The following is a 26,113-nucleotide window of genomic DNA, read 5'->3' on the forward strand; positions in this document are numbered from 1 at the left end:
TTTATCCGGAGTACCCGGATATTTTCCGGTTATGTCAGGCCTGCATATATGGACCAGGATTTCCTTCTTAGTATGCTTCCTATGATTGGTTATCTTTTCTCCAGCATCAGTCTAATGAGTGGAATGGCAACATCGGATTCAACATGAGTATCTGAAAAGTATGCCACATTGCTCAGAACAACAACGCCAATCCCCTCGTCCTTTACAAATGCAATATCAGCCATGAACCGGTTGGTCTCTCCGGCCTTCAGATGGGTCTGGGGAATGCCTTCGGTCTCAAACGTGTCCCAGAAGAGCGACTGCCAGAGATCAACCTCTTCAGTAGATCGGATGGTTCGTGGATCATGTGACAAATTGACGGCTTTTCTGAGCTCTTCAGGTACATCCAGAAACCCGAGCTGCAGGGCAAGGTAAGCTGCCATGTCATCCGCATCAGAGATGATTCCCGCTGCTGGCGTCCAGAACTCATTGTACCTGATGATCATCCCTTCGTCATGGTCCGGGGCATACCCACGGTATCCAACTGCAGAACGCTCCAAAAGCTCAGGGTTCCACCCTGCAGCGGTGCTTTTCATCCCAAGCGGGGTGAGGATACGCTCATTCACGAGCTCCGGATAGGTTCTGTTCTGGACCCGTGCAACGATATCTCCTGCAATGGCCGTCCCTGCGTTTGAATACTCCCAGTCATCACCTGGAGATCGCGTCAGAGTCAGGTTTGAGAGCCATGCATATACCAGATCTGCCGGTATCTCCTCATATCCCCTGAAGGTTGATTCAGCCTGAGTTTCGATTGGGTCGCTCTCCTTCTGGTACCGGTAAAAATCATCAGGCACATTGGGAAGTGCTGATGTGTGGGTAGCGAGATCGGAGAGGGTAATCTCCCTGCCCTGCCATGAGGGGACGGTCACCCCCTCCGGAACATAGGTCTGTATGGGGAGAGACAGGTTTATCACACCCCGAAGCTCTGCATCGGCGAGCAATAGCCCGGTAAAGGTCTTTGAAACCGATCCAACCTCGAAAGTGGTTCGGTTGTCAGGAGCCTGACCCGTCGCACGATTAGCCATCCCAAAGGTGTAAAGGGCAGAACCGTTCCGATCCTCCAGGATAATAACAAGGCTTGGATATGTTCCATTATCAACAAGCGGCTCTGCAATCGAGGCAACCTCCTCAGCGGAGAGCGTGGAAAATTTTCCTGGAGCAGTCATCCGCCACTCTTCCGGACTCATGAGCCCTGCCACCGGAAGGCAGACCAAAAGGAGGACGAAAAAGATGGGAAAGACCATCCTTCCGAAGCCATATTCGTTTTGTATCATGCGATCTTCTCCTTTTTCCAGACGATATACGAATAGACTACAAGATATATGGTTCCTATGATGACCGGAAGAAGGATGAAGAGGTACGCATACTCCGGTACCAGGATCCCAAGCAGGCAGAGGAGGGCGATGATAAGAAAGACGCGAAATCCGCGTTCATGAGTTTCCTTCCATACGGTCTCGCTCTCCATGGTCCAGGGAGTCCGAATCCCGGCAAACCAGTTTGGCTTTACCCGACGGATAAAACATGCAATTCCCCCCATAAGGATGGCGAAAAGGGCCGATATAACCTGGTTCATTGGAACTTCAATTCTCAGGGCCCAGAGAATGGTGATGAGGAAGAGCAGAAAGAAGAATATATTGAGCAGCAGGATAAGTGCGTCATATGCTCCCTGGAATTCCTGGTAGGCTTCCCATTTGGGATCATATCTGGGAAGAATAATCATCAAGAGGGTTATCCCTGCCATAAGAGCTGGAATGAGGAGGGCCCCTGGGAATACCGGCATTGTCCCGTCCACCTGACCCTGAATATTCAAGTGGGTAGGAATTTCGTCCGGAAGGATGGGGTAAACCATGTATGCTATCCCAAAGGTCAGGAGAATGAGGATTATTGAGAGTACCCGAAGCAGCTGCATACTATTAGTTCAGCGTTCGGGCATTAGGTTCTTTTCTGCTCTCGTACCGGTCCCTGAAGAGAACATAGAGGTGCTCATCAAGGAATTGTCCATGTTTCCATATTGCTTTGGTATGTACTGCTTCGTGTTCAAATCCGCATTTTTCAAGCACCCTCATGGACGACAGATTTGTATGAAATACACCTGCCTGAATCCTGATAATATCCGTGGTTGCAAAGACTACCGGCACACATGCCCTGACTGCATCGGTCACGACCCCTCTTCCCTGATACTTTTGTGACAGCCAGTATCCAATCTCTGCTGTCCTTCTGTAAACATCCGAAAGCGGGTGAATACCGATTCCCCCGACAGCCTCCCCATCAACCTCAATTGCGAGCAGGATAGCGATTTGTTCATTCTGTGCCATTGCGATGAACCGGTCTGCATCATCTCTGGAATAGGGGGATGGAAATCCGTCCCGCATCCATCGTGCAATATCCGGATTATTTGCATGAATAGAAAGCGAGGGGGCATCACTGACCGACCAGGTCCGCAGGATACAGGATGGTGTACTGATATGCATGATGGTATCTCCATTCGCATGCAGAGGCCCTGGGCTTGCGTTCAAAACAGCGCTCTGCGGATTACTACACAGAAGTTTTTCTTCTTCGCTCTCAAATATTGAACGATGAACAAACCGGAACAACCGGTTGGGAGATCTCCATGAATTTTAATTTGATACCGAGTAAATTTCATTTCTCTGCCAGATACTGGTGTCTGTTCTGCATTGTTGGAGGAATTCTGCTCGCAGGTTACAATCCGGTATCCGGCGCAGAGGCCCCTGATATTACCAGTCTTTCCCCTGATACTGTGCATGCAGGATTCTCCCACCTGGTCACCCTGACCGGACAGGGTTTTTCAGAGGACATGACCATTCGTTTTGCAAAGGATGATTCTGTCCTGAATGTAACGGACGTGAAAAACCTCTCCGATACATCCGTAACCTTCCGGGTCATTGTCCCGGCTGATGCAAATCCCGGGCTGTATCAGATGATCCTTCAGTCACCATCACTGGGAGAGCACCGGTATAACCAGGTATTTCATGTCCAGCCTCCGGCAGCACCGGAGATTGTGAATATTTCACCCTCCTCTGCAATGGCAGGATCATCAGTTCCACTCCAGATAACCGGGAGATATTTCCGCTCCGGCTGTACAGTCCACATTAACCAGGATACAAGACAGATACCGCTTACCAATCTGTCAGTAAGGTATGACCAGATATCCGGAGAACTCATCCTTCCGACAGATGCCAGACCCGGCTCCTGGAACCTCTCAATAACCAACGCAGACGGGCAGGAAGCCGTCAGGTCAGAAGGATTTACCGTTATTGCTCTCCCAAAGCCTCAGATCCTTGCCATCACGCCTGACCAGGGTGACATGGATGTCCCGGTGCAGGTAGCGGTAACCGGCAGCAATTTCCTGAAAGGAGCTACCTTTTCCTTATCAAGAAATGATCTCATCGTGCAGGGAATAGACCCCGTTGTTGATTCACCTGGTCGTATCATCGGTACGGTGAAGGTTCCTGCCAGGTATCATGAGGGCCTGTGGGACCTTACCGTTACGAATCCTGATGGACAGTCTGCCAGAAAGACCAATGCCTATCTGAGTGGAGAGCCATATGCTCCCTTTAACCTGCAGATAACTCCGGTCTGGGGAATCCAGGGCACAGACCGTCAGGTTACCATCAGAGGGATGTCATTCCTTGAAGGGGATCGGGTCACGTTGCAGCGGGGGGAAAAGACCATATCTGCAAAGAATATCACCATCGTTTCACCAACCCAGATCACCTGTACCATCCCCATTCCGGAGAATGCTGAGCAGGGGGTCTGGGACGTGGTTGTAACCAGCCGGTATAACAAGAGTGATATTCTCAAAGGCGGTTTCTCCATCTATACGAAAACATCCCTTCTCCTGTCCGGTATAGAGCCGGCTGCCGGGGAACAGGGGCAGTATCTTACCGCAACCATAGGGGGGAATAACCTTGCAAACGGGTCGTCCGTCATGCTGACCGCAAGCGGAGAGGACCAGATTCAAAGCGAATCAACTGCACTTGTCCGTCCTGATGAGCTGAAGGCCTGGTTCCATATCCCGTCAGATGCCATGCCGGATCTGTATGATCTGACGGTCATATTTCCGTCTGGTCAGAAGCTGGTAAAAACCGGAGCTTTCAGGATTCTCTATAATAACACCCCGGTCATCGAGTCAATTGAGCCTGACCGGGCTCAGGTTGGAACTGAGGATCTGAAGATCACCGTAACAGGTAAAAATTTCGGGGATGGAGAGTATCTGAACCTGAATCTTACCCATAATGCCACGACGATACCGGTATCTGGTGCAGTGTCATACAAAGGAACCCGGATCACCGGATATCTGACCATTCCAAACGGAACCTGGGCCGGCTGGTATGATCTGGATGTTACCAGGGATGCAGGTCGGGGAAGAAGTGCAACAAAATCAGAGATGTTCAGAGTCCTGTAGGGGAGTATCACTGGTGGCTCAGATGATCCCCGTCTTTTTTCTGTTCAGGCTGGATCGAATATCGTAATACATGCAGTGATATCCGGCCCCTATGTCTTAACCGGGAATCAGGACAGGCTCTGCTCCGGATGAGAAAACCGGTACATCCCTTTCGGGACGAGTATCTCAAATAAAGCACCCTTCTGATACTCCCCGGTCTCCCTGATAGTGATGTGGGTAATGGATAATATCTCCCTCGCAAGGAACATGCCAAGGCCGGAGTTCTTTCCATACCCTTTCTCAAAGATCAAGGTTTTCTCATCAGGTGAAACTCCCATTCCATCGTCAGCATACCTGATCACCAGGGTGTCATCCTGGATGTCATATGTACAGCAGATCCTGGTAATACCTTCACCATGCCGGATTGAGTTATCCATAAGATTATAAAAGACCTTTCTGATGAGCGGGTCTGCGTAGACCTGGATTCCGTCAAGGGAGATAGAGAGAGAGATGTCTTTTATGATCAACTCTTTTGAAACATTCAGGATGATATCAGATATCTCATTCCACTCCGGCTTATTCAGCCCGATATCCTGGTAGGTCCGGGTGAATTCAATCTGCTTTTTAATTGCGTTAATTGCTCCTTTTCCCATCTTCACATACTCTGAAGACTCCGGATCATGCTCCACTGCTTCGGCGATGAGCATCATAAGGCCCTGAAGCATAGTGATTTTATTCAGAATATCATGGCGGGTGATACTGGAGAGAAGGTTTAGTTTTTTAACCGCCTCTTTAACCGCTTCTTCTGCCCGATGACGTTCAGTCACATCAATCAGTGTCTCAACAGCACCGATTATCTCACCCTGGTCATTTTTATACGGGGCAGCAAGAATGTACAGCCAGATGCCGTTCTCTTTCATCTCCGGATAATACCGGGTCATCTCATATGCCCCATCGATGAGGTCAGACGGATGACAACTGTCACCATACAGTTCATTCAGAATCTGAAAGTTCCGGTCAAGAAGAGCATCTACAAGAAGGGGTCGTTCAGTCGGGAAAAATGCTTTCCAATGGTTTTTCGTCCCGATCATCTCTGATGCAGGAATCCCTGAAAACTTCTCAAGGGCCCGGTTCCAGGAGATGACCGTGTGATTTTGATCGATAACGAACTGGAATGCCGGAGAACTCTGAAGAATTGCAGAAAGTCGCGCTTCACTCTCCCGGTATGCCTGTTCAGATATTGCCAGTTTTTCGTTCTCTTCATCCTTTCTCCGGTTAATGGTGATAAATGAGAGGAAGATGGCAACAATGAGCAATGTCCCGACCAGAGGAGGAACGCCGGCATACAGGGTGATCAATGTCCAGTTTCTCGCGTCGATATCAATCCCGAAAACGCCGATAATAGTACCAGTCTTGGGATCCTGAATCGGTAACAAGCCGCTGATCCAGGTTCCCCACCGGTCGGTTGTGGGGCCTACTATCCCGGCCTTTCCTGTGGTAAATAACTCACGAACCTGGTCAGAAACCTCCGTATAATCCTGTCCTGGCGGGGAGTACCCGTCGGTTCCGGGTGATTCGGAGTCAACATAAAAAAACACACCCCCGTCATCCCGCTGCCCCATGATATATACAAACCTGCTGAGCGGTTCTGCAGCCTTGATACTGACCATCTTCTCTTTCATCGAGATATACGCGGGGTTGGTAAGATCGGCATCTGAACCATGAAAGTTCCTGATAGTGTCAAGGTCAATTCCTGCTGCGGCAAGTCTGGTTTCTGTGAGGACCTGTTCCCGAAGCTGGGCATCCTTGTGGTACATGAAGACCAGAGTCATGCATCCGCCGATTCCTATGATAACTGCAAGTATGATGATGACTCGCAGATCAATCCGGGATATCATGATGCCACCAGGTATGTATGATACTTCACGTAGGATGATATATATCTGCATGTCCTAAGAAAACACATGGATTGTGGTCTGTACATCATTACTGATGAGATTCTGGCTCCTGGCTGCTCACATATACAGATTGCGAAAGAATCTCTCTCCGGCGGTGCAAAAATCATCCAGCTCCGCGATAAGCGAAGAAATGCAGCAGAACTCTATGCAATTGCGCAGGAGATCCGATCGTTGTGCACTCAGCATCATGCCCGGTTCATCGTGAATGATAGACTGGACATTGCGCTTGCAGTACAGGCGGATGGCGTCCACCTTGGTCAGGATGATCTCCCCCTCTCTGCCGCCCGGTTACTGGCTCCCCGGCCCTTCATCATCGGGGTATCGGTGGGGACCGTTGAGGAAGCAGTCCTGGCTGAAAAAGGAGGGGCCGATTATCTTGGGGTAGGCCCGGTATATCCGACCGGAACAAAGGCAGATGCCGGACCGGCCGTGGGCCCGGGCCTGATTCGGAGTATCAGGGAACGGGTAGCCATTCCCATCATTGCCATCGGCGGTATCAATCTTACAAATGCAGGCGACGTCCTTGCTGCCGGTGCTGACGGGATTGCAGTCATTTCTGCGGTGATTTGTAGCCCGGATATCGCCGCCGCTTCCAGAAAATTTGCAGACCTCATGATACATTCATAAACTCCCCCCGATCTCTCCATACAGTCTGGTGCACAAAACGTAGAAATAGTTCAAACGAGACGCAATATGGATATGACGCTTGATGAAATCACCATTAGCAGGGCAATCGTAACCGACCACCTCAACACCCTCATTGAGTACATGGAGATGGATGTTGCCGTGATCGGGGCCGGTCCGTCCGGTCTTGTCTGTGCTGCCCTCATCGCAGAAAAGGGGTTAAAAGTAGGCCTGATTGAGAAGAAATTATCCATCGGTGGCGGGATGTGGGGAGGAGGAATGATGTTTCCCCGTATTGTGGTCCAGCAGGAGGCAAAAAGGCTCCTTGACCGGTTTGGTATCAGATCATCAGAATTCGCTCCAGGGTACTACACGGCCAGATCAGTGGAAGCTGTCACCAAACTCGCCGCTGCAGCATCGGATGCAGGGGTTGAATTTTTCAATCTGACGACGGTTGAGGATGTCATGATCAAGGGAGATGGAACTCTGTCAGGTCTGGTGATCAACTGGCAGCCGGTGGAAGCGACCGGACTTCATGTGGATCCGCTCACCATTGGGTGTAAAATGACTGTTGATGCGACAGGTCATGATGCGGTAATAGCCCGGCAGGTGTCGAAAAAGTGTGGAAAACCTGATATTAAGGGAGAAGGGACCATGTGGGCAGATAATGCGGAGTCTGCCGTGGTCGCTCATACCAAAGAGATATTTCCCGGTCTTTTCGTATGTGGGATGGCGGCAAACGCGGTCTTTGGCGGTCACCGGATGGGTCCGGTCTTTGGCGGAATGCTCCTCTCCGGTGAGGCAGCAGCAGAGCAGATCCTCAAAAGGTTCTGATATTTCATTTTTTTTCAAATGGATTTAACGAATCAAATATACAGTCTATCTCAACCACATATGGCTTGATGTCTAGAACCGGGGATCCATCCAGAGCCTCTAGGCCGGTTACCGTGATGATCCCCTTTTCTATCTCTTCTATCCTTCCGATTGAGAGTGCAATCGGGTTTGGCCGTGCAGGTGACCGGATGGTAAACACAGGCCGGGGTTCATCCCAGTCTGGCCGTTTTGCAAAGAGGATATCCCGTTCTGCCCGATCCATCCAGTATAACACCCAGATATGGGATATCCCCTCCATGGTTCCAAGACCGGGGACGAACTGAGGATAGATCTCGATTTTCATCGGTTCAGAGCAGGATCGCCCCTGCCGTGGTGCTGATCCCCGGCTGGTAAATGGTGAATGGATAACGCCGATTGGTTCCAGTTCTATCATGGTTTTCTCTCCTGTACCTCTGTGCATCGATCCATGATTACCCGAACGGGTTCAGTACGAGTATCATCCCGTTCAGGAGGGTTGCAAATACGGTCCAGCACAGGTAGGGAACCAGAAGCCAGACTGCCGTTCGCGATACCTGTCTGAAATGATGTATGGTCAGGAGTATCAGGAGGATAAGAGCTAATATGACGACAAAGCCCCCGGCTACTGACTGCATTCCGAAGAAGACAACCGACCAGAGCAGATTGACGCCAAGCTGGAGAAGAAACCAGACCGTTGCAGTCTTCACGGTTCGTTTTTCAAACCCGTGTTTGAGAACAAGCCACCATGCCAGTCCCATCAGAATGTACAGAATGGTCCAGGCAGGTCCAAACACCCAGTTCGGGGGGCTGAACCAGGGTTTTTGCAACGTCAGGTACCAGCCAGTTATATGTGCCATGGTAAAGGAGGAACCGATGAATCCGATGATGAGAGGAAGAGCAATACAGAAGATAAAGAGGAGAGCCATGACTATCGGGCGGAATTTCATGATAGTATGGTATCGGTCTTTTATATGTTGAATATGGCGGTCGGGAAACCAAAGATTCCGATACCTACTTAAACTCTCATAGCATGTATTACTGTCACTGGCAGGATTCAGAGGAATTTTTGTCACACCGACTAGTGCGAACGTATTGCCCTAAAATTTGTATAATAACCCTGACAGGTTTTTCGTGATGTTTTTGCACTTTTTACCGGAGATGGTCAGATAACAGAATTAGATCTACAACCAGATATTGCATCGAATTCACAAACACCTGGAGAAGCAGATAGTGAAACCATCAGGGTCCGTCTGCCCAATAGCAGGAAAGGAGAACAGTTTGCCTATGCTGAACTGATGCTGGGCTCATTTCATATACGGGTGCGGTGTTCTGATGGCGTGACCAGGCTTGGCAGAATCAAAGGGAAGATGAAACGCCGTGCCTGGATTCGTGAAGGCGATGTCATTATCATTACACCCTGGTCATTCCAGGATGAAAAGTGCGATATCTCATACCGGTATACCCCTCCTCAGCGTGACTGGTTGAGACGGAACAAGTATATCTAATATTCTCTTCCGATTTCTTTTTCACTCTCATTTTTGCATCGTCCGGTATTATCAGCCGGGAGAGAGCAAAGGTATTTAATCTTATAAAAAAAGGGTAAAGTATGTCTCCACGGGTTATTGATCCAGCTCCTGCCCGGAGATACCGGGAGAAGCAAGGCAGAATAAGTAAGGACCGGGCGCGTTATCTGGAGACGCTCCGTCATCATCCCATGGCAACGCCCTATCCGCATCCTGCACGAAAAGCCTGGAGGAAACGTTCCGAACCAGGGCCATGGCATACTACTCACAGTCATCCCCATCAGGAAGAACTCGGCCCTCACACCAACCAGCCTGGCCCGATCCGGTTTCCGGTGGCCATTATCCTGAAGGGAAAAAGAGCGTAAGACCAAAGGGCATCATTTTTTTCGGTTCTGAAAGGAACGTTCCGGACAGGTCCATGACTGACAATCTTTTTCAGGATATCCAATCAGCGGGGATAAGAATTGCTCCCCATGTGATCAGGACGCCGCTCATCTATTCATCCACATTCTCCCGGATAACGAATGCCCATGTGTATCTTAAACTTGAAACGCTGCAGAAGGCCGGATCGTTTAAGATTCGGGGCGCTATGAACAAGATCCTCATTCATGCGAACAAGGCAGGACCAGCGGGAGTGGTCACGGCATCAGCCGGTAATCATGCCCAGGGCGTGTCTGTTGCTGCCCAGATAGCCGGCATTCCTGCAACCGTCATTATGCCGTTCTGGTCTTCCCTTTCAAAACAGGAGGCATCACGAGGATATGGGGCTGATGTTCACCTGTTCGGAAAAACCCTTGAAGAGTCGATGCAGCGGGCGAGGGAACTGGCAGATGAAGGGATGCTATATGTCCACCCGTTTGATGATCCGGAGATTATTGCAGGTCAGGGAACGATAGGGCTTGAGATCTGCGACGCTCTTCCTTCACCTGATATCGTCGTAGTGCCGGTCGGTGGGGGGGGTCTGATCTCCGGCATCAGTGTGGCGGTAAAAAACAAAGTGCCGTCATGCCGGATTATCGGGGTTCAGGTGCAGGCATGTCCCTCAGCATATCAGGCAAAATATGGGGGAGGTGAGGTGAGTGAAACAACCGGATGGACCCTCGCAGATGGAATCCGGGTAACCAGAACCGGTACACACAGTCTTCCATACATTCGTGATATGGTTGATCAGATCGTCCTTGTTGATGATGGGGAGATCTCGGATGCCATGCTGTGGCTCCTTGAGCGAAAGAAGATTGTTGCCGAAGGAGCCGGAACGACCCCTCTTGCAGCACTCCTGTCTCAGAAATTTTCATTCTCTCCCGGCAGCACCATCGTTCTTGTCATCAGTGGAGGAAATATCGACAGCCATCAGCTGTCCAGGGTGATCAGGCAGGCCCTTGCCAGACGGGGCAGACTGATGCGGCTTAGTCTTGTTATTGAGGATCAACCCGGCTCCCTTGCAGAAGTGCTGGCTATCATCGCACGGGAAGGAGGGAACATCCTGAAGATCAGCCATAGTGAGTGGGATATTGAACTCCCGGTTCATGAAAAGAGAATATGGATAGAGATAGAAACCCGGGGGCCTTCACACATTGCAGCGATAGAAAAAGTCCTGTCGAATGTGGGCATTCAAACATCCGGTTTTTCTGATGAGATGACTGGAAAATAATATTTCAAGCCTTTTCAGGCTGATATTGCCATCCGAATCGCCAGCAGGATAAGCATTCCGATAAAAAGTACCTGTAACTTCTTCTCTGACATGGTGCTCCCTGTCTTCACCCCAAACCTGACAGCAGGAATTGAGGTAAGGACCAGGACCAGGACAAACAGGAGGTTTACATACCCGATAGAGAAGGGAAAAAGACCGGTCACTCCCCATCCAAGAACGATATAGGAGACCACCGTTCCTGACGCAATAAGGACCATGGCGGTAAGCGAGATACCTATGGATTTGTGGATATTCATTCCCAGAATTGATGTCAGTACCGGTGTCAGAATTACGCCGCCACCAATCCCAAAGAGCCCGGATGCAACTCCCACACCAATGCCGAGGATGAGGAGGATGAAATCAGTCTCCCTGACGGCATATGCACACAGATATCTGCATTGTTTGATGATCATCCACACAGCCATGAAGATCAAAAAGCCGGAGAATGCAAGGATATGAACCTGACTAGGAATGAGAACCGAGAGGGTGCTTCCTGCCATCGACCCGAGTATTCCTCCGAAGCCCAGAATGAGGGCCGGCCACCAGGTGATCTGTTTCCCGCTGAAATTTTTTATCGCTCCTGCGACTGCAGTCGGCAGAATAACGGCGGCAGAGGTGGCCACAGCAATAGCCATGGCATTATCATCATACCCAAGGTCATTTAAGAGAAAAAACATGACCGGGACCATCACGACCCCTCCCCCGATACCAAAAAGACCGGCGAGAAATCCGGCGACAAGGCCACAGAGCAGAAGTATGATAATAATTACGATGAAGAATTCCATGCCATGTCAGATGAGTTCTTCACAATTCTGGTATTTTCTCATATCATATCCACGTTCAACATGAGCACGGATTCGGGCGAGGAGAACGGTTTCGTGAAAAGGCTTGGTGATATAATCGGTCCCGCCTGCCTCAAGGCCGGTTTCAATATTCGTATCCTCGTCTTTTGCCGAGAGAAAAATTACCGGGACAGATTTGATGGCGTCCATCATCCAAAGCCGTCTGCAGACCTCAAACCCATCCATCCCGGGCATCATGATATCGAGTAAAATGATATCAGGCGGCCGCTCCTGTGCCATCTCCAGGGCATGGGGGCCGTCGGTTGAAGTCATAACCTGAGAGCCTGACCGGTGGAGAACCTCTGCAATTATATAGAGATTATTCTTATTGTCATCAACAATGAGAACGAGCACATCTTCGTTTCTGATATATTCCATATTCTCTGTTGCTGCCTGGTTGCGCCTGAATAAAATACACACGCCTCTCTGTATGGGAATGAACCGCTAGATCCACCAGGGATCCCTGTTCTCATATCCAGATCCCCGGATGACTATTTAATGGATTCTATCTGATCATCTTTTTAGGAAATATAGAAAGATTGAGTAAAAAAGAAAACTGCACAAGATTTCACTCTCTATGTTGTTTATCAGGGTGTAATTTTCAAAAATCCATGTAATGCATGGGTGTTCAGATATCCACCTCTCTCCCCAGGTAACAGGAGATTTTATCTTGTTCAATGTGAAATATGCACGCTGATATGGCTGTAGATCCGGATGAGAGCCGGTTCGATGAGGGGATATCGCTTATTAAAGCGGGAAAGATAGAAGAAGCGATTGATATCTTTTCTGAACTGGTAGAGAAGGATGATCGGAATCATAAAGCCTGGAATGCGTATGGGGTGGCTTTATCCCAGACAATCCATAAAGAGAGTGCAATTCATTGTTTTGAAAATGCCCTGCAGTTGGATCCTGATAACAAAATCTATCAGCGAAATCTGAACAGAACAAAAAATCCCCCTTCAAAGAAAACTATCAGAAAAAAGGCTGAACTGACACCTCATAAGTCCGGGAAAAGATGGATAGCCCCTGCTGTTCTCCTCCTTCTGGCGGGAGTGGCAGTATTAATCGTATCCGGTCTGGTGCCGGGAGTCTCGGTCTCAGATCAGGTACGCAGTCTTATTCCTGGATCAGGGCCGGTTGAGGAGGTCCCGGTCATTACACCAGAACCGGTCATCACTCCTGAAGTCACACCCGAACCAACTCCTGAACCGACACCGGTTCCTACACCCCTGCCTGAACCTGAAACCCTGTTCCATTTCATTGATGTCAGTCAGGGTGATGCAGCCCTGATACAGAGCGAAGGCAAAAACATGCTCATTGATGCCGGTCCGAAGAGCTCAGGTCCGCGCCTTGTTGAGTATCTGAAACGTCAGAATGTGACCTCCCTGGATTACGTTGTCGCGTCTCACCCGTTTGATGATCATATCGGCGGGATGGTTGATGTTCTCAAGGCCTTTGAAGTCAGGACGTATGTGGATAACGGAATGACACATACATCTGACCTGTACAAAGACGTCATAAATGCCGTAATATCAGATCAGGCGGTCAGGATGATCGTCACTGCAGGTATGAATATTCCCTTTACCAATACGACAAAAGTGGATATTATCGGGCCGCACCGTCTGACCGGTCACCAGGATACAGACTCGCTGGTCCTCCGGGTCACCATGAATAATGTCTCCGTCATCTTTCCCGGTGATTCATCAGAAGTTCGAGGGCCTGCAACCATACTAAAACTCCCTGACCATGGATCAGATGCAGGAATCGGTCCTATTATGAATACCAGACCTGAAGCGGTTGTCATCTCGCTGGCATCGGGCAATCCGTTCGGATATCCCCGGTCTGCAACCCTTACTGAGATTATGAAACAGGGTGCACAGGTATTCAGAACGGATGTAAATGGGACCATCGTTATCAGGACCAATGGCGAAAACTGGACCGCAAAAACGGTACGCTGATCTGCATCCTCATTATCGGAGAAAAGACGGGAGGTCTTCCTCTTCCCGCCTTATTCTATCCGGTATTTTCCTTCAGGGATCCTCATGATGAATTGTGCTCCCTTTCCTTCGGTTCCGGTCTCCTCAATGGTAATCCCGGTTATTGCAAGGATCTCCCGTGCAAGAAACAGACCAAGGCCCGTATTCTTCCCTACTTCCCTCGAAAAAATATGCTTTTTCATGGACGGCGGAATTCCTACCCCGTCATCCTCGATGATCCAGCTCAGACTATGATCCGGATTTCTGCTCCAGGAACTGGTAATCCTGGTGACTGTTCCTCCATGTCTGATAGCATTCTCCATCAGATTATAGATAACTTTTAAGAGAAGCGGATCTGCAAGGACGACTAATCGTGTATCGGTATCAAATTCTATGGATACCTGCCGTGTATTCACCAGTGCTGCAGAATTCTTCAGGACTGCCCTGATATCATGCCAGACTGGTTCTTTTGAGCCCAGATCCTGATAATCGCGGGTAAATTCAATATGGTGCCGGATTGATCGTGCTGCAACCTGCGATTTCTGAATAAATATCCGTGCCTCCTCTATACTGGTCTCTGTTGCGGCAAATTCCAGGTACCCGGTCAGAGCTGTCAGAACATTGAGAATATCGTGCCTGGTAATGGAAGAGAGCATGTTCAGTTTTTTATTCGCCGTAACCAGTGCATCCTCAATCCGTTTTTTCTCAGTAATATCATGAATGATTGAATAGAGGACCTGTGCCTGGTCAAGGACGATCGGCCCGCTGTGAACTTCCACCTCTCTGATCTCTCCTGATGCAAGCCGGTGCCTGAAATAAAAGAAATTGCGTTCTTCTTTTCTCGCCCGCTCCATCTCCTGAAAAATTTCATCCCTGCTAAGACAGTTAATCCTGGTAATGTCCATATGGGTCAGTTCCTCATGGGTATATCCATAATAGGAGCATGCTGCAGGATTTGCATCAAGTATCGCTCCGGTATCAGGGCTGATAATCAGCATAACCGAGTGGTTATTTGAAAAGATGCTTCTGTACCGTTCTTCACTTGATTTCAACGCCATTTCCGATTTTTTCTGTTCAGTCAGGTCCTGTATCTGCACCAGATAGCCGCCGGTAATATCAGGATATGACAGGGAAATAGGCGTTATCTGGACATGGATGTCAATCTGACCGGTCTTTGTGGTTTTGTACAGCGTATGCTGTTGTACCAGATCAAAATCGAAGCTGGTTGAATATTCCACACGTTCTCCTGTCTTTAATTGTTTGAGAGCACCTTCTGGAACATTTGGGTCCTGGAAGAGATCAAACATGGCGATCTCTTTCTGATGTACTACACCAAAGAGATCAAGACAGGCTTTATTGACCTGGAGTAATTTTCCATCGGAGTTAAATAGTTCTATGGCAATCGGTGACTGGGTAAAGATCTCATGAAAGATGATCTCTGCCTGTTTGGATCTGATAAGGGGTATCAGTTTTTCAGAAAGCTGGTAAAATAAATCCTTTGGGGAGTCTGTCTTTACGAAATACAGGTCCGCCCCGCTGTTCAGGGCATCAATAATTACCTGGTCATTTCCCTTCCCGGTGAGGATGACAAAGGGAATTTTATTTCCTTTACTTCGAAGTGACCTGAGAAATGTAAGGCCATCTGTTACCGGCATATCAAAATCAGAGATGATGGCATCATAGTGGTACTTTTTTAAGAGCCGCTTTGATTTTTTTACCGATTCTGACGTAGTCACTTTAAATGGTCCGGTTTTTTCAAGAAACGTTTTTGCGATTGAGCAGATCTCAGGATCATCATCAACAAAGAGCAGAGAAAAAATCATACCTGGCACCCCTCGTTCATGGTATCATACTGGATGGTAAAGTATGAAACCTTATCTTCTTAGCAGACGATGATTCAAGCTGTGAATGATATGACCAGGCATATCGGATGGGTATTTGTTACATGTTTCATTCTTCTAATCTGGTGTAATGCATCAGCTGAACCGATTTCCGGATGGCATCCCTCAGCCCGCGATTACTTTACTGTACCAGGATCAGGACAGGTAGAAAACGGAGGAGCCGTCCCGATTATCCCAATGCCGGTAGAGAATCGTACGACGCAACGTGAGAATATTTCTGCGTCTTCGGTTGGATATGCATCGGAGGGGGTGAATATCTCTGCACCAGCACGAGAAGCACGAATCCTGGTCAGGTATAATACCTCTGAAGTGTCCGCCCTTGCAGATGTGGAGATTGAAGGGGTTGCTCTCACGGAGGACCTGAGCTCCAGTCTGTCTGGTCTTGTGCTGTATTCAACCAGGGGAAAGAGCGAGGAAGAAGCAATAACTGCTCTGTCTGCCCTCCCCGGGGTTCTCTATGCCGAACCGGATTATATCGTATCCATTGACCGGACTCCGGATGATCCTGAACTCTGGCGGCAGTGGGGGATTGCAAATACCGGTCAGGTCTACCGGGAGAATACCCCTGCCGGAAAGGCCGGTGCAGATGGAAACGTGCTCAATGCCTGGAATATGACCACCAGTTCAGGGGATGTTATCGTTGCGGTCCTTGATACCGGGATCGACTATAATCATCCTGACCTGAAATCTAATATGTGGACCGGCTCTTCAGGAGAACACGGGTTTAATGTCATAACCCAGACACAGGATCCGATGGATGACAACGGGCATGGAACCCATTGTGCGGGGATCATTGGTGCTGTCGGCAATAACGGGGTGGGGGGATCTGGTATCGCCTGGCAGACAAAACTGATGGCCATCAAGGCAATCGGAGCGGATGGAAAGGCATACACGTCAGATATCATCAAGGGAATCGAATATGCAACCAAGGCCGGTGCAGATATCATCAGTTGTTCTTTTGGTGGATCTGATAGTTCTCAAGGGTTATATGATGCAATAGCAGAATCTCCTGCTCTCTTTGTATGTGCAGCAGGAAACCAGGGTAAAAACAATGATCAGACACCTCATTACCCTTCATCATTCCAGCTTCCCAATATTATCGGTGTTGCTGCGACCACCTCATCCGACACGCTTGTTTCGACCTCAAATTACGGGACCACGGTTCATCTTGCCGCTCCCGGAGAGGATTTGTACAGTACAGCCCTTTCTGTGCCAGGTGGGGGACAATACCGGTACATGACCGGGACCTCACAGGCGACCGCGTTCGTGGCCGGGATGGCATCCCTTGTGAAGAGCCTTGACAGCAGTCTCTCGAATGAGGAGATCCGATCGCTCATGATATCTCATTCAGATGCCGTCCCTGCATTACAGGGGAAAGTCGCCGCACAGGGACGGGTGAACCTTGGTGCTACCCTCGAAAGCCTTTCGGGTGAGGACGCAATTCCCCTGCACCAGGGATGGAACTTTGTATCGGTGCCACGGCCACTCGCACCAGGGAAAGACACGGCGCAGATATTTGGCCAGGTGAGCTCAGGTGGCCATTCTGTCCTTGAATATCTGCATGGAACCGGTTGGAAGACCCTGAAGGCTTCAGACCCAATCTCCATCATGACCGGATACTGGGTGTATTCCACAAAGGATGATTCAGTTCCGCTGCAGTATGCACCATCCCCCGGTATTATCAGAAAACAGATACAGAGTGGCTGGAACACCTGGAGCCTTCCGTTGAAAGAAGCAGAGAAGGCAAAGACAGCACTCTCCCCGATTCAGAGCATCTGGAAATATGTGGTCGGGTATGACGCACCCCTTCAGCAGTATGAAAGCCCCATCCTGAATGGCGGTTCAGGAGATCAGAGTGATGAACGGCTTGTGAAACCTCATCAGGGGTACTGGCTCTATAGTGCAGGGGAAGGGGAGATTACCGGATAATATCTCTAATCCGGGTAATTTCTGATAATTAACTCGTTAATATCTCCTCTTTTTTCACCAACGCTGTTGATAAACCGTTTTGCAAGTACCCGTTCAATCAGAAAATCTTTGTACAGATCATCAAAGAAATGGTCGGCTGGGTCCTCATTTCTCGGATCAGAATTTGAGAGCATCACCTTTGCACCAGTGTTAGCCACCGCCCCATAAAAATCGCGAAGCCTGAGCTGGTCCTGCTCTGAAAACCCTTCCTGTGAGTAACTGGTGAAGGATGAGGTCTTATTTAATGGGCGATAGGGGGGATCAAGATATACAAAAGAACTTCTGTCAACATACTCAAGACAGGTGGTAAAGTCGCCCTGTATGATGGTTGTATGGGTGAGGAGGTTGGAAGCCATCAGGAGGTTTTTTTCCTGAACGATATTGGGATTTTTATACTTCCCGAATGGAACGTTGAACTCTCCTTTTGAGTTCAGCCTGAAAAGTCCGTTAAAGCAGGTTCTATTCAGAAAGAGTAACTGCGATGCCCGTTGTATGGTATGATCCCCGTATGTGTTGTAATCAAAAGAGGGTTTTTCCCGGTTCAGATCATCACGGACCTGGTAAAAGAGATTGAGCCTCTCGGCCTCAGTTCGGGTATCATATGCATCCTGCAGTTCCTGAAGGAGCCTGATGAGGGTCTTGACATCCTGTTTTACAACCTTCCAGGTCAGGATCAACTCGCTATTGACATCACAGATGACCGCTTCTTTGATCGGATAGAGCTGGACTATATAAAAAAAGACCGCCCCTCCGCCAACAAACGGCTCAACATACCGAACGAGATCACCAGTCTCCAGAGTTTTAGGAAACCGCGGATCAAATTCATACAGGAGCTGACTCTTTCCCCCCGCCCATTTAAAAAACGGTTTTGCATATTCCTCATCGCCTTTAGTCCGTCGCCCACGTATTGACTTTATCAGATTCTGTCTGCCTTTTTTCATGAACCCTGTAGTATGTGGATCTGATAGGACATAATTCGGACGGGTTATAACTATTCAATTCATATGTATAACAAATGAAGAATTTTTTTTGTCTGCTTCTGGGCCTGGTGGTAGGCGGCCTGATTCTGGCCATGCCCGGAGATCTCTTCATATCATGGGAAATTCAGGCGACGGCGGCTGTAACCACACTTATGGTCATCTGGTGGATAACAGAGGCAATGCCAATACCTGCAACCGCACTCGTCCCGCTCGTCGGGTTTCCCCTGCTCGGTGTTCTTACTCCGGCCGAAGCATCGGCGCCCTATGCAGATAAGACCATCTTCCTCTTTCTTGGCGGGTTTATCATTGCGGCAGCCATGCAGAAGTGGAACCTGCATCGAAGGATCGCCCTTACTATAATTCTTCTCACCGGAACAAGTCCGAAACAGATCATCCTGGGCTTTATGATCGCAACCGCCTTCATCTCACTCTGGATCTCGAACACGGCGACTGCGATGATGATGATCCCGATTGCGGTGGCTATCATCGGCACTGTCGGGATGGATGTATTCAAAGAGAAGGAAAAAGATGAAGGGGTTTCTGACTTTGCAAAGGCCCTGGTCATCTCTATCGCCTATGCAGCATCGATTGGTGGTCTTGGAACCATCATCGGTTCACCACCAAACGGGATCTTCCTTGCCCAGCTCAAGACCCTGTTTCCTGATGCCCCGACCATAGGATTTGTTGACTGGATGCTCTTTGGTATCCCGCTGGTTGCCATCTTCATCCCCCTCACCTGGTTCTGGCTTGTGTACGGACCGTTCAGGCACCTGCCTGCAAAACTTCCCCAGAGTCGTGAGATCATAACCGAAGAGCTGAAGAAATTAGGACGGATAACCACTGGTGAGCGGTGGACGTTGATCGTCTTTGTCATGACAGCTCTGATGTGGATCTTTTCAGCAACGAAAAAGATCGGTGATATCACCATACCAGGTCTTGATATCCTCTTCCCCGGTATTGATGACTCAACCATCGCTATGTTTGGAGCGATCCTTCTCTTCATCCTGCCAGTGAGCATCAAAAACCGGCAGTATACCATGGACTGGGAGTCTGCCGCCAGGATCCCCTGGGGTATTCTCCTCCTCTTTGGTGGGGGTATCTGCCTCTCAAAGGGCTTTATCAAATCAGGCCTTGCTGATGAACTGGTAAAACACCTGACTGGTCTTTCTATTCTCAATATCCTGGTCATCATATTCCTGGTGGCGGTTCTGGTATCGTTCCTGACCGAAGTAACATCCAATACCGCCATTGCCTCGGTTATGATGCCCATCCTTGCTGTCACATCCGTCAGTCTGATGATAAACCCGATTATTCTCATGCTCACCGCAGCCCTGACTGCATCGTTGGCATTTATGCTGCCGGTTGCAACCCCGCCCAATGCCGTGGCCTATGGAACCGGGTACCTGGAGATGCGGGATATGATGCGGACCGGTTTTATCCTGAATATGATTGGGGTTGTTCTGGTTACCCTGTTTATGTATACGGTGGTACTCTGGGCTCTTGGGATCACCTTTGAGCTACCTTCCTGGGCAGTTGCCCCCTAAAAACCCGATTTTTTTCTTGAAAATAATAAATAAGCGCCACATTGATCTCGTTTTAGAGATATGGATCAATTTCATAAGAAACTACTTAAAAACCGGGGCACGAGGTACTGAGAGGCTCACAGGGAATCCGGTCATATGAGTACTGGTGAAGCTATCCGTATGAAGGATTCATCTGTGACCATCTCACTCATACAATAGTGTTGTCCCGGGTGTATAATGGAGGTATCGTTGACGTATCGTATTTTTTCAGCAACTGTGATTCTGCTTTTGGTGGTGTCCGGAATTGCATATGCAGACCGGCTCCCGTCACAGGTTCCTGAAAACCAGAAGATTAGTATCTCCACGATCATCGATGTGGTCGGATTCGTGTCTGACAAGTCCTACATGTCATGGACCATCGATGATTCAGAGACACCGGTAACGACGAAACAATTGAATAGTGGGACCGGATCCACGCCGACCGTTTTGACCGATGAGCAGGTGCGGGCACTTGCTGCTGCAAAGTCAACCATAGCAGGACTTACCTACTCGGTCGGTGCAGGAAATCAGCTCTATTCACTTACCGTACCCGATTATCTGCTGAGTGATCTGGCATTGCCCAATATCGCCCCGACCGATCCCTGGTGGGGGAAGACCTGGCAGTCCATTCTGAATACACTTGATTCATCGTCGTATTCACAGACCCAGGATACGGAATATGGCAGTATCCATGACAGTAAGCTCAATCCGGGTGAATCGATTGCTATTGTGACATTCTCAGACAGCATCATGACCAATGGCGGCCATCTCATGCTGAACAAGGATCTCGGCTTTGACTCACAGAACAAGGGGAAGGGCCTCTCAAACCTGGAGGTTGAGAAGGTACTTACTTATGAGAGCATTGACGGTTCATTCCTTGTCGGAAGTGAGGAATGGAGTCTTGATGTTGCCGGCAATTATGCAAATACTGATGATTCTATCAGGTGTGTCTTTGCATCGGCCAAGGAGAGTGTTATTCCGGCATTCTGTAATGTGGTAAAGGCGAAGAGCGAACTTATCAACTTCAACAGCGGGCAGGTCTCTACCAAAGGCAGCCTCCGTGCTGTTGCAGCGACAAGTGATGTTCCGGCTGGTCTCTTCTATCAGATTGCAGTCACTCCGATTCCAGGTTCAGGCTCTGGATTTGCAGAGGGAACTGTAAAGACTGAGTTCGCCGGCTCTATCATGGAAGCCCGTGGCAAGTCTGACTCTCCATCTGCAACGAACCAGTGGTCTGACAAGACGTCTGTATCCGGTGGTATCAAGAACTTCCAAAAGACGTTCGGGTACGAGTCTGGTGTTACTATCTAATCCTGAAACCCTCAGGATTTGCTTTTTTTAAATGAACCTGTATTCCAGGTATTATTCTTCGAATAATCTATAATCTCATAACGCAAAACTCCCCATGGTTTATATGTCTAGGGGTTATGTGTGGATCTTTTTGTTGATACTTTGTATCATGGCAACAGGAGGATATGCGGAAGAACAACAGGTGCCGTTTGTTTCGGCCCCTTCTCTCTCGATAACGTCAGCGTCCGGGACTGATGATCCGGTCCCCGTAGCAACAAATGAATTGAACCCGGCTGCAGGAAACCCGGTAATTCAGGCGACTAATAAGATTGTACAGGGAGATATCGTATTTATTGGTGAAGGATCTCTGGATGTTACAAGCGCGCTAAATACCGCCGGGTATATTGCCTGGTGGCAGAGCGGAAATCTCAATCCGGCAGCTCCTGACGCTGTGATCCCGGTACCAGATCCCTACAATTTCCGTCTTGATCCTGCTGATTTTGTTCAGAAAACCGGTGACTGGTACCAGTGGGTGGATAACCAGAAAGGAGACCTGGCCTTCAGGGTGGCGGATCCGTCTCTGTATCTGGAGATCTGGGATGCCTCAACAAATACAGATGTGACCGGAAAGACCATTCCCATGGGTAATCTTGGAACATTCTGTATTGATTCCAACCTGTATTCCATCATGAACAGGACCGGATATCTTCCTGGAGACAGTAGTATTAAGATCACGGTGACCAGCCCGTCAGGTGATTCCCTTACCTATCTGGTCGGATTGAACGGGGCGGAGCATCCACTTACCCATCTGCAGGTTGATCTTCCCAGATGGTACTGGATTGGTCAGGGGACGGATCACTCTGTTCCGTCTCATGAAGACGGGTGGAATACCTCTGTTTCCTACCCGAACGGCACTCGTATCTACCAGCCTGGGATCTATACCGTCCGTGCTGAATGTAATGTCAATGGGATGAAGAATAATTACAAGGCTCCTGACGGGTCTGATTATGTGAATAAAACCGTCTCGATGACCCACACGGTGAACCTTGTCGATGATGCGGTTGATATCCGTGCAAGCCCTGAGCTGGTTGTGCCGGGTGAGTCTTTTGCGACGATCATCACCGGTCTCCCTCATAATGAGTATTATCTCTGGATGAAAGGGACCGGGACCATGACCGGACAGCCAGGGGATCAGCCACCGGTGATTGCACTCATGCAGGATAATGTAGTACATGATGCACCTTCGGGGCCCTATCTCATCGGTGATTATGTATTTTCTGACGGAGGAGGCAAAACCATCAGGAATGATGTCCCTCGCGATCCCACCTGGAACGGAACACAGTTCTATGGCATGGTCAAACTTGATGCGACCGGAACCAGAACCGTTTACTGGAATACGAGTGCGGCAACAAAACCAGGTTCCTATACCCCGGCGGTTGAAAAAAGAACCCTTTCCGGGTATGTCAGTGATACCTGTATGCTCTCGGTGGATACCGGTAATGTAAGTTCATTAAATCTGTTATCCGGATGGAATTTTATCTCAACGCCGAAAACCCTGTCACCCGGCCATAATACGATGGCAATCTTCTCCGGGATCAACTCATCAGGGCATTCCATATTTACCTATGATAGCACTACGTCCTCATGGGTTACTATGAAATCAGAAGACCCGTTCTCACCATTAACCGGGTTCTGGCTCTATTCTGTCCAACCGACGACGATACCACTTATATCTGACAATGCAACCGTTGTTCCCCGGACTCTGGTAAAGGGGTGGAACAGTATCGGCATCACCGCTCCGGACAGAATTGCTGCCACAGTTTTGCAGCCGCTCGGGGAGGCCTGGTCATATCTCATCGGGTATGATGCACAGGTTCAGCAGTACAGAAATCCGCTGGTTCTCGGAGATCCAGCAGTAAACACCACAACGCTGTATACAAAAGAGGGATATTGGATATATGTAAAAGAGAACCTGACCTTCTCAGGGTGATGGGTTATCGGTTTAATTTTATTTTATTTCCTTTCAGTCTGACAATCTCTAATTTTTTCAGATCTTCCACGACCTGCTTTACATACTCTGGTGATATGTTGAAAAACAGTACTGTTCTCGTTCCTTCGAGCTGCTTCTCCTGGATCTCCTGAACAGCTCTGATGAGGTCCTCTACTGTCTCTGCCTTTGTCCTACTTAAGATATGGACGATATGCTCAACAATCTCCTGTTTCACATAAATGGCCTGAAGAATGATTGCAATACTCTCGTTTGATATATCACTGTTTTCAAGTTCGTCATGAAACTGTTCCACATCAATTTTGAAAATTAATTCCGGACCTGCATGCACATTATATTCCAAATCTGCATTCATCAGCTGAACAAGGGTAATATTGAATGACTCCAGCTCCTCCTCACTCGGTATAATTCCGGAAGTTGGTTGGAATGTGTAGAAAAGCTCTTCTGCGGGGATAATCTTCCGAATGATCATTTTTTTATCTTGAATGGAAATGAGCTCATTATCCAGGAGCACTTTATTCCTCATAATTGCAGCAATCGTTGGATTTACACCCACCTCATCCTTGTTAGCCAGCTCAGCATCGTGATCATACACAACATCGCCTTCTTTCAGCTCTTCAAGGGTTTTTATAGCATTATCCCGATCGAGGGTAAGGATGGCGAGAATTTTCTCGACTGCTTCAAGGTCCTCTTTTATATCCTCGATTGCCTCATTTTCATACTGATCATCCGGGGTATCCTGGTTCTCCTCCTGGACTTTTCTCATCTCATTCTCCAGGTCCTGGGTCAATTCTTCCCTGCAGTGAACAAGATAGGAATGAATATTGTCAAATGTTCCTTTCACCCTGATTGAAAAGCGTGACGATGAAACCGGTTCGATTCTCGTTGAAATGTCACTTTTTCGTAAAAATTTCGTAAGTCTTTCTGCGTCTTCAAGATTTTCGCATGTAAAAGTATGGCCTAACACCATACCATATGTGTCTGCTCTATGAGGTGATAAGCAGGATCTATTGCAGGTTTCCCACTGCTCATATCCCATCCCCGATGGCTTTTAGGGAGGACAGGTTCATGAGATATCCTGTCTAACTCTGTTCCTCATGTATAGTCAGACCGAAAAATCGGTCCTTCTCCTTATATCATCACTGGCATCATTTCTGGTTCCCTATACCGTATCTTCATTAAATGTCGCTTTGCCAGCAATTGGTTCATCATTTGGCCTCGATGCTGTAACCCTTGGATGGGTCACTACAGCATATCTCCTCATTGCTGCAGTATTCATGCTCCCGTTTGGGAAACTTGCGGATATATATGGAAGAAAACGGGTTTTCATCATTGGTACTATTCTCTTTGCTATCGGATCGCTTCTTGCAGCGATATCATGGTCAGGATCGGTGATCATCATCGCACGGATGATCCAGGGGCTTGGCGGTGCAATGGTCTTCTCTACTTCCATGGCGATTGTAACCGTTGTTTTCCCTCCTGGTGAACGGGGGAGGGCGATTGGTATTATTACCGCAACGGTATATGCAGGCCTCTCACTTGGGCCGGTCCTCGGTGGGTTTCTGACGCAGATGTATGGATGGCCCTCAATATTTATTGTTAATGTCCCCCTTGCTCTGATTGTTGTCGTGCTGACCATTCTCTTCCTGCATGATGAATGGAAGGATCTGAAAAGCGGGTTTGACTCTGGGGGTGCTGTCCTCTATGGATGTATGCTCATGGGGATTATGTATGGCCTGACCGTTCTTCCTTCCCCGGCCAGTATTCTCTGGATAGGGGGCGGGGTGGCAGGAGGGTATCTCTTCTTCAGGTGGGAACAAAAACAGGAACGGCCACTTATCAGGCTGTCAACGTTCAGAACGAACCGGACCTTTCTCTGCTCCAATGTGGCTGCCATGATCAATTATGCGGTTGTATTTGCCGTGGGATTTCTCGTGAGCCTGTCACTTCAATACACACGTGGCTTTGATCCGGCTACAACCGGTATGATCCTGTTGGCACAGCCCCTGGTCCAGACGGTCGTCTCTCCTCTGGCCGGAAAAGCATCGGATTCAGTTGAACCTGCCATCATAGCAACGCTGGGTATGGCTGCCACGACCATCGGACTTGGAGTGCTGCTGATTGTGCTGCCGTCCGGTTCTGTTCTTTGGATTCTCGCCGGTCTTGTCATCCTAGGTCTTGGATACGGACTCTTCTCTTCACCGAATACGAATGCAATAATGAGTTCTGTTGAGGTAACCGATCTGGGAATGGCATCAGGGATGGTCTCAACCATGCGGACAGTCGGGCAGCTCATCAGCCTTGCCATCGCGATGATGGTCTTTTCGGTCGTGATCGGAACGGTAGAGATAACTCCTGATGTCTACCACCAGCTGGAACAGAGCACATCAATAATCTTTATCATATGTATCGGGCTTGGAATTCTGGGAATATTCACGTCATATGTCAGAGGAACGGTCAGGAACCATGAGAGTGAAGAGTAATTCCGGTTCTAT

The 26,113-nt window shown here is 48.8% G+C and carries 23 protein-coding genes; 12 read left to right on the top strand and 11 right to left on the bottom strand.

Features of this window, described 5'->3' with window-relative positions; all coding sequences use genetic code 11:
• Positions 1–89: 89 nt before the first annotated feature.
• Genes MHUN_RS10020 through MHUN_RS10030 form a run of 3 tightly spaced genes read right to left on the bottom strand, consistent with a single transcriptional unit; the run spans position 90 to position 2,510 of the window.
• Entirely contained in the window at positions 90–1,313 is a 1,224-nt protein-coding gene (locus tag MHUN_RS10020; RefSeq protein WP_011448902.1) for a serine hydrolase domain-containing protein, read from the bottom strand.
• Positions 1,310–1,948: an SdpI family protein gene (locus MHUN_RS10025; protein ID WP_011448903.1), complete on the bottom strand. Its 639-nt coding sequence runs from the start codon at positions 1,946–1,948 to the stop codon at positions 1,310–1,312. The genes MHUN_RS10020 and MHUN_RS10025 overlap by 4 nt, the downstream gene beginning before the upstream one ends.
• Positions 1,949–1,952: 4 nt before the next feature.
• Positions 1,953–2,510, bottom strand: a complete 558-nt coding sequence (locus tag MHUN_RS10030) for a GNAT family N-acetyltransferase (protein WP_011448904.1) — start codon at positions 2,508–2,510, stop codon at positions 1,953–1,955.
• A gap of 98 nt (positions 2,511–2,608) precedes the next feature.
• Between MHUN_RS10030 and MHUN_RS10035 the strand changes: the two genes are divergently transcribed.
• Positions 2,609–4,465, top strand: a complete 1,857-nt coding sequence (locus MHUN_RS10035) for an IPT/TIG domain-containing protein (protein WP_048067433.1) — start codon at positions 2,609–2,611, stop codon at positions 4,463–4,465.
• A 107-nt stretch (positions 4,466–4,572) separates the two neighbouring features.
• Here MHUN_RS10035 and MHUN_RS17615 read toward each other — a convergent pair whose 3' ends face one another.
• Positions 4,573–6,393: a PAS domain S-box protein gene (locus MHUN_RS17615; RefSeq protein ID WP_052288874.1), complete on the bottom strand. Its 1,821-nt coding sequence runs from the start codon at positions 6,391–6,393 to the stop codon at positions 4,573–4,575.
• A gap of 15 nt (positions 6,394–6,408) precedes the next feature.
• Here MHUN_RS17615 and thiE point away from each other — a divergent pair, with 15 nt between their 5' ends.
• Complete coding sequence (thiE, locus tag MHUN_RS10045) at positions 6,409–7,029, top strand: thiamine phosphate synthase (RefSeq protein ID WP_011448907.1); 621 nt, start codon at positions 6,409–6,411, stop codon at positions 7,027–7,029.
• Between the two features lie 72 nt (positions 7,030–7,101).
• Entirely contained in the window at positions 7,102–7,860 is a 759-nt protein-coding gene (locus MHUN_RS10050) for a sulfide-dependent adenosine diphosphate thiazole synthase (RefSeq protein ID WP_048067974.1), read from the top strand.
• 4 nt (positions 7,861–7,864) lie between these two features.
• Here the strand turns inward: MHUN_RS10050 and tsaA are convergent, their stop codons facing one another.
• Entirely contained in the window at positions 7,865–8,293 is a 429-nt protein-coding gene (gene tsaA, locus MHUN_RS10055) for a tRNA (N6-threonylcarbamoyladenosine(37)-N6)-methyltransferase TrmO (RefSeq protein ID WP_239441518.1), read from the bottom strand.
• 37 nt (positions 8,294–8,330) lie between these two features.
• Positions 8,331–8,825, bottom strand: coding sequence for a TspO/MBR family protein (locus tag MHUN_RS10060; protein ID WP_011448910.1), 495 nt, complete (start codon positions 8,823–8,825; stop codon positions 8,331–8,333).
• 246 nt (positions 8,826–9,071) lie between these two features.
• On the opposite strand from MHUN_RS10060, the gene eif1A reads away from it, so the two are divergent.
• The 3 genes from eif1A (at position 9,072) to ilvA (ending at position 11,052) form a co-directional block, all read left to right on the top strand.
• A complete protein-coding gene (gene eif1A / locus MHUN_RS10065; RefSeq protein ID WP_083758451.1) occupies positions 9,072–9,383 on the top strand; it encodes a translation initiation factor eIF-1A in 312 nt (103 codons plus the stop codon).
• Positions 9,384–9,484: 101 nt separating this feature from the next.
• Positions 9,485–9,766 carry a hypothetical protein gene (locus MHUN_RS10070; protein WP_048067434.1) on the top strand — a complete coding sequence of 94 codons (282 nt, stop codon included), beginning with the start codon at positions 9,485–9,487 and terminating at the stop codon, positions 9,764–9,766.
• Positions 9,767–9,819: 53 nt separating this feature from the next.
• Positions 9,820–11,052, top strand: coding sequence for a threonine ammonia-lyase (ilvA, locus tag MHUN_RS10075; protein WP_011448912.1), 1,233 nt, complete (start codon positions 9,820–9,822; stop codon positions 11,050–11,052).
• Positions 11,053–11,066: 14 nt separating this feature from the next.
• On the opposite strand, the gene MHUN_RS10080 is transcribed toward ilvA, so the two are convergent.
• Both MHUN_RS10080 and MHUN_RS10085 read right to left on the bottom strand, forming a co-directional pair.
• Complete coding sequence (locus tag MHUN_RS10080; protein WP_011448913.1) at positions 11,067–11,876, bottom strand: sulfite exporter TauE/SafE family protein; 810 nt, start codon at positions 11,874–11,876, stop codon at positions 11,067–11,069.
• A 6-nt stretch (positions 11,877–11,882) separates the two neighbouring features.
• Positions 11,883–12,311: a response regulator gene (locus tag MHUN_RS10085; protein ID WP_052288875.1), complete on the bottom strand. Its 429-nt coding sequence runs from the start codon at positions 12,309–12,311 to the stop codon at positions 11,883–11,885.
• Positions 12,312–12,619: 308 nt separating this feature from the next.
• Here MHUN_RS10085 and MHUN_RS19025 point away from each other — a divergent pair, with 308 nt between their 5' ends.
• The gene (locus MHUN_RS19025) at positions 12,620–13,891 is read left to right on the top strand and encodes an MBL fold metallo-hydrolase (RefSeq protein ID WP_011448915.1); all 1,272 of its coding nucleotides are present in this window, start codon (positions 12,620–12,622) and stop codon (positions 13,889–13,891) included.
• Between the two features lie 50 nt (positions 13,892–13,941).
• Here the strand turns inward: MHUN_RS19025 and MHUN_RS17620 are convergent, their stop codons facing one another.
• The gene (locus tag MHUN_RS17620; RefSeq protein WP_011448916.1) at positions 13,942–15,732 is read right to left on the bottom strand and encodes a hybrid sensor histidine kinase/response regulator; all 1,791 of its coding nucleotides are present in this window, start codon (positions 15,730–15,732) and stop codon (positions 13,942–13,944) included.
• Between the two features lie 69 nt (positions 15,733–15,801).
• Between MHUN_RS17620 and MHUN_RS17625 the strand changes: the two genes are divergently transcribed.
• Complete coding sequence (locus tag MHUN_RS17625; RefSeq protein ID WP_052288876.1) at positions 15,802–17,739, top strand: S8 family peptidase; 1,938 nt, start codon at positions 15,802–15,804, stop codon at positions 17,737–17,739.
• A 5-nt stretch (positions 17,740–17,744) separates the two neighbouring features.
• On the opposite strand, the gene MHUN_RS10105 is transcribed toward MHUN_RS17625, so the two are convergent.
• Entirely contained in the window at positions 17,745–18,719 is a 975-nt protein-coding gene (locus tag MHUN_RS10105; protein WP_011448918.1) for a DNA adenine methylase, read from the bottom strand.
• 74 nt (positions 18,720–18,793) lie between these two features.
• On the opposite strand from MHUN_RS10105, the gene MHUN_RS10110 reads away from it, so the two are divergent.
• From MHUN_RS10110 to MHUN_RS10120, 3 genes are all read left to right on the top strand, one after another.
• Complete coding sequence (locus MHUN_RS10110) at positions 18,794–20,302, top strand: SLC13 family permease (protein WP_011448919.1); 1,509 nt, start codon at positions 18,794–18,796, stop codon at positions 20,300–20,302.
• 216 nt (positions 20,303–20,518) lie between these two features.
• The gene (locus tag MHUN_RS10115; protein WP_011448920.1) at positions 20,519–21,631 is read left to right on the top strand and encodes a hypothetical protein; all 1,113 of its coding nucleotides are present in this window, start codon (positions 20,519–20,521) and stop codon (positions 21,629–21,631) included.
• A gap of 148 nt (positions 21,632–21,779) precedes the next feature.
• Positions 21,780–23,600: a DUF3821 domain-containing protein gene (locus tag MHUN_RS10120; protein ID WP_052288877.1), complete on the top strand. Its 1,821-nt coding sequence runs from the start codon at positions 21,780–21,782 to the stop codon at positions 23,598–23,600.
• 4 nt (positions 23,601–23,604) lie between these two features.
• Here the strand turns inward: MHUN_RS10120 and MHUN_RS10125 are convergent, their stop codons facing one another.
• Complete coding sequence (locus tag MHUN_RS10125; protein WP_143709459.1) at positions 23,605–24,588, bottom strand: hypothetical protein; 984 nt, start codon at positions 24,586–24,588, stop codon at positions 23,605–23,607.
• 127 nt (positions 24,589–24,715) lie between these two features.
• On the opposite strand from MHUN_RS10125, the gene MHUN_RS10130 reads away from it, so the two are divergent.
• A complete protein-coding gene (locus tag MHUN_RS10130) occupies positions 24,716–26,101 on the top strand; it encodes an MFS transporter (RefSeq protein ID WP_011448923.1) in 1,386 nt (461 codons plus the stop codon).
• Positions 26,102–26,113: the final 12 nt, after the last annotated feature.

Source organism: Methanospirillum hungatei JF-1 (genome assembly GCF_000013445.1).
GTDB lineage: Archaea > Halobacteriota > Methanomicrobia > Methanomicrobiales > Methanospirillaceae > Methanospirillum > Methanospirillum hungatei.

Coding starts and splice junctions, on each gene's coding strand:
- MHUN_RS10020 (WP_011448902.1), bottom strand. CDS start 1,313: ATGATACAAAACGAATATGGCTTCGGAAGGATGGTCTTTCCCATCTTT.
- MHUN_RS10025 (WP_011448903.1), bottom strand. CDS start 1,948: ATGCAGCTGCTTCGGGTACTCTCAATAATCCTCATTCTCCTGACCTTT.
- MHUN_RS10030 (WP_011448904.1), bottom strand. CDS start 2,510: ATGCATATCAGTACACCATCCTGTATCCTGCGGACCTGGTCGGTCAGT.
- MHUN_RS17615 (WP_052288874.1), bottom strand. CDS start 6,393: ATGCAGATATATATCATCCTACGTGAAGTATCATACATACCTGGTGGC.
- thiE (WP_011448907.1), top strand. CDS start 6,409: ATGGATTGTGGTCTGTACATCATTACTGATGAGATTCTGGCTCCTGGC.
- MHUN_RS10050 (WP_048067974.1), top strand. CDS start 7,102: ATGACGCTTGATGAAATCACCATTAGCAGGGCAATCGTAACCGACCAC.
- tsaA (WP_239441518.1), bottom strand. CDS start 8,293: ATGATAGAACTGGAACCAATCGGCGTTATCCATTCACCATTTACCAGC.
- MHUN_RS10060 (WP_011448910.1), bottom strand. CDS start 8,825: ATGAAATTCCGCCCGATAGTCATGGCTCTCCTCTTTATCTTCTGTATT.
- MHUN_RS10070 (WP_048067434.1), top strand. CDS start 9,485: ATGTCTCCACGGGTTATTGATCCAGCTCCTGCCCGGAGATACCGGGAG.
- ilvA (WP_011448912.1), top strand. CDS start 9,820: ATGACTGACAATCTTTTTCAGGATATCCAATCAGCGGGGATAAGAATT.
- MHUN_RS10080 (WP_011448913.1), bottom strand. CDS start 11,876: ATGGAATTCTTCATCGTAATTATTATCATACTTCTGCTCTGTGGCCTT.
- MHUN_RS10085 (WP_052288875.1), bottom strand. CDS start 12,311: ATGGAATATATCAGAAACGAAGATGTGCTCGTTCTCATTGTTGATGAC.
- MHUN_RS19025 (WP_011448915.1), top strand. CDS start 12,620: ATGCACGCTGATATGGCTGTAGATCCGGATGAGAGCCGGTTCGATGAG.
- MHUN_RS17620 (WP_011448916.1), bottom strand. CDS start 15,732: ATGATTTTTTCTCTGCTCTTTGTTGATGATGATCCTGAGATCTGCTCA.
- MHUN_RS17625 (WP_052288876.1), top strand. CDS start 15,802: ATGATTCAAGCTGTGAATGATATGACCAGGCATATCGGATGGGTATTT.
- MHUN_RS10105 (WP_011448918.1), bottom strand. CDS start 18,719: ATGAAAAAAGGCAGACAGAATCTGATAAAGTCAATACGTGGGCGACGG.
- MHUN_RS10110 (WP_011448919.1), top strand. CDS start 18,794: ATGAAGAATTTTTTTTGTCTGCTTCTGGGCCTGGTGGTAGGCGGCCTG.
- MHUN_RS10115 (WP_011448920.1), top strand. CDS start 20,519: ATGGAGGTATCGTTGACGTATCGTATTTTTTCAGCAACTGTGATTCTG.
- MHUN_RS10120 (WP_052288877.1), top strand. CDS start 21,780: ATGGCAACAGGAGGATATGCGGAAGAACAACAGGTGCCGTTTGTTTCG.
- MHUN_RS10125 (WP_143709459.1), bottom strand. CDS start 24,588: ATGGTGTTAGGCCATACTTTTACATGCGAAAATCTTGAAGACGCAGAA.
- MHUN_RS10130 (WP_011448923.1), top strand. CDS start 24,716: ATGTATAGTCAGACCGAAAAATCGGTCCTTCTCCTTATATCATCACTG.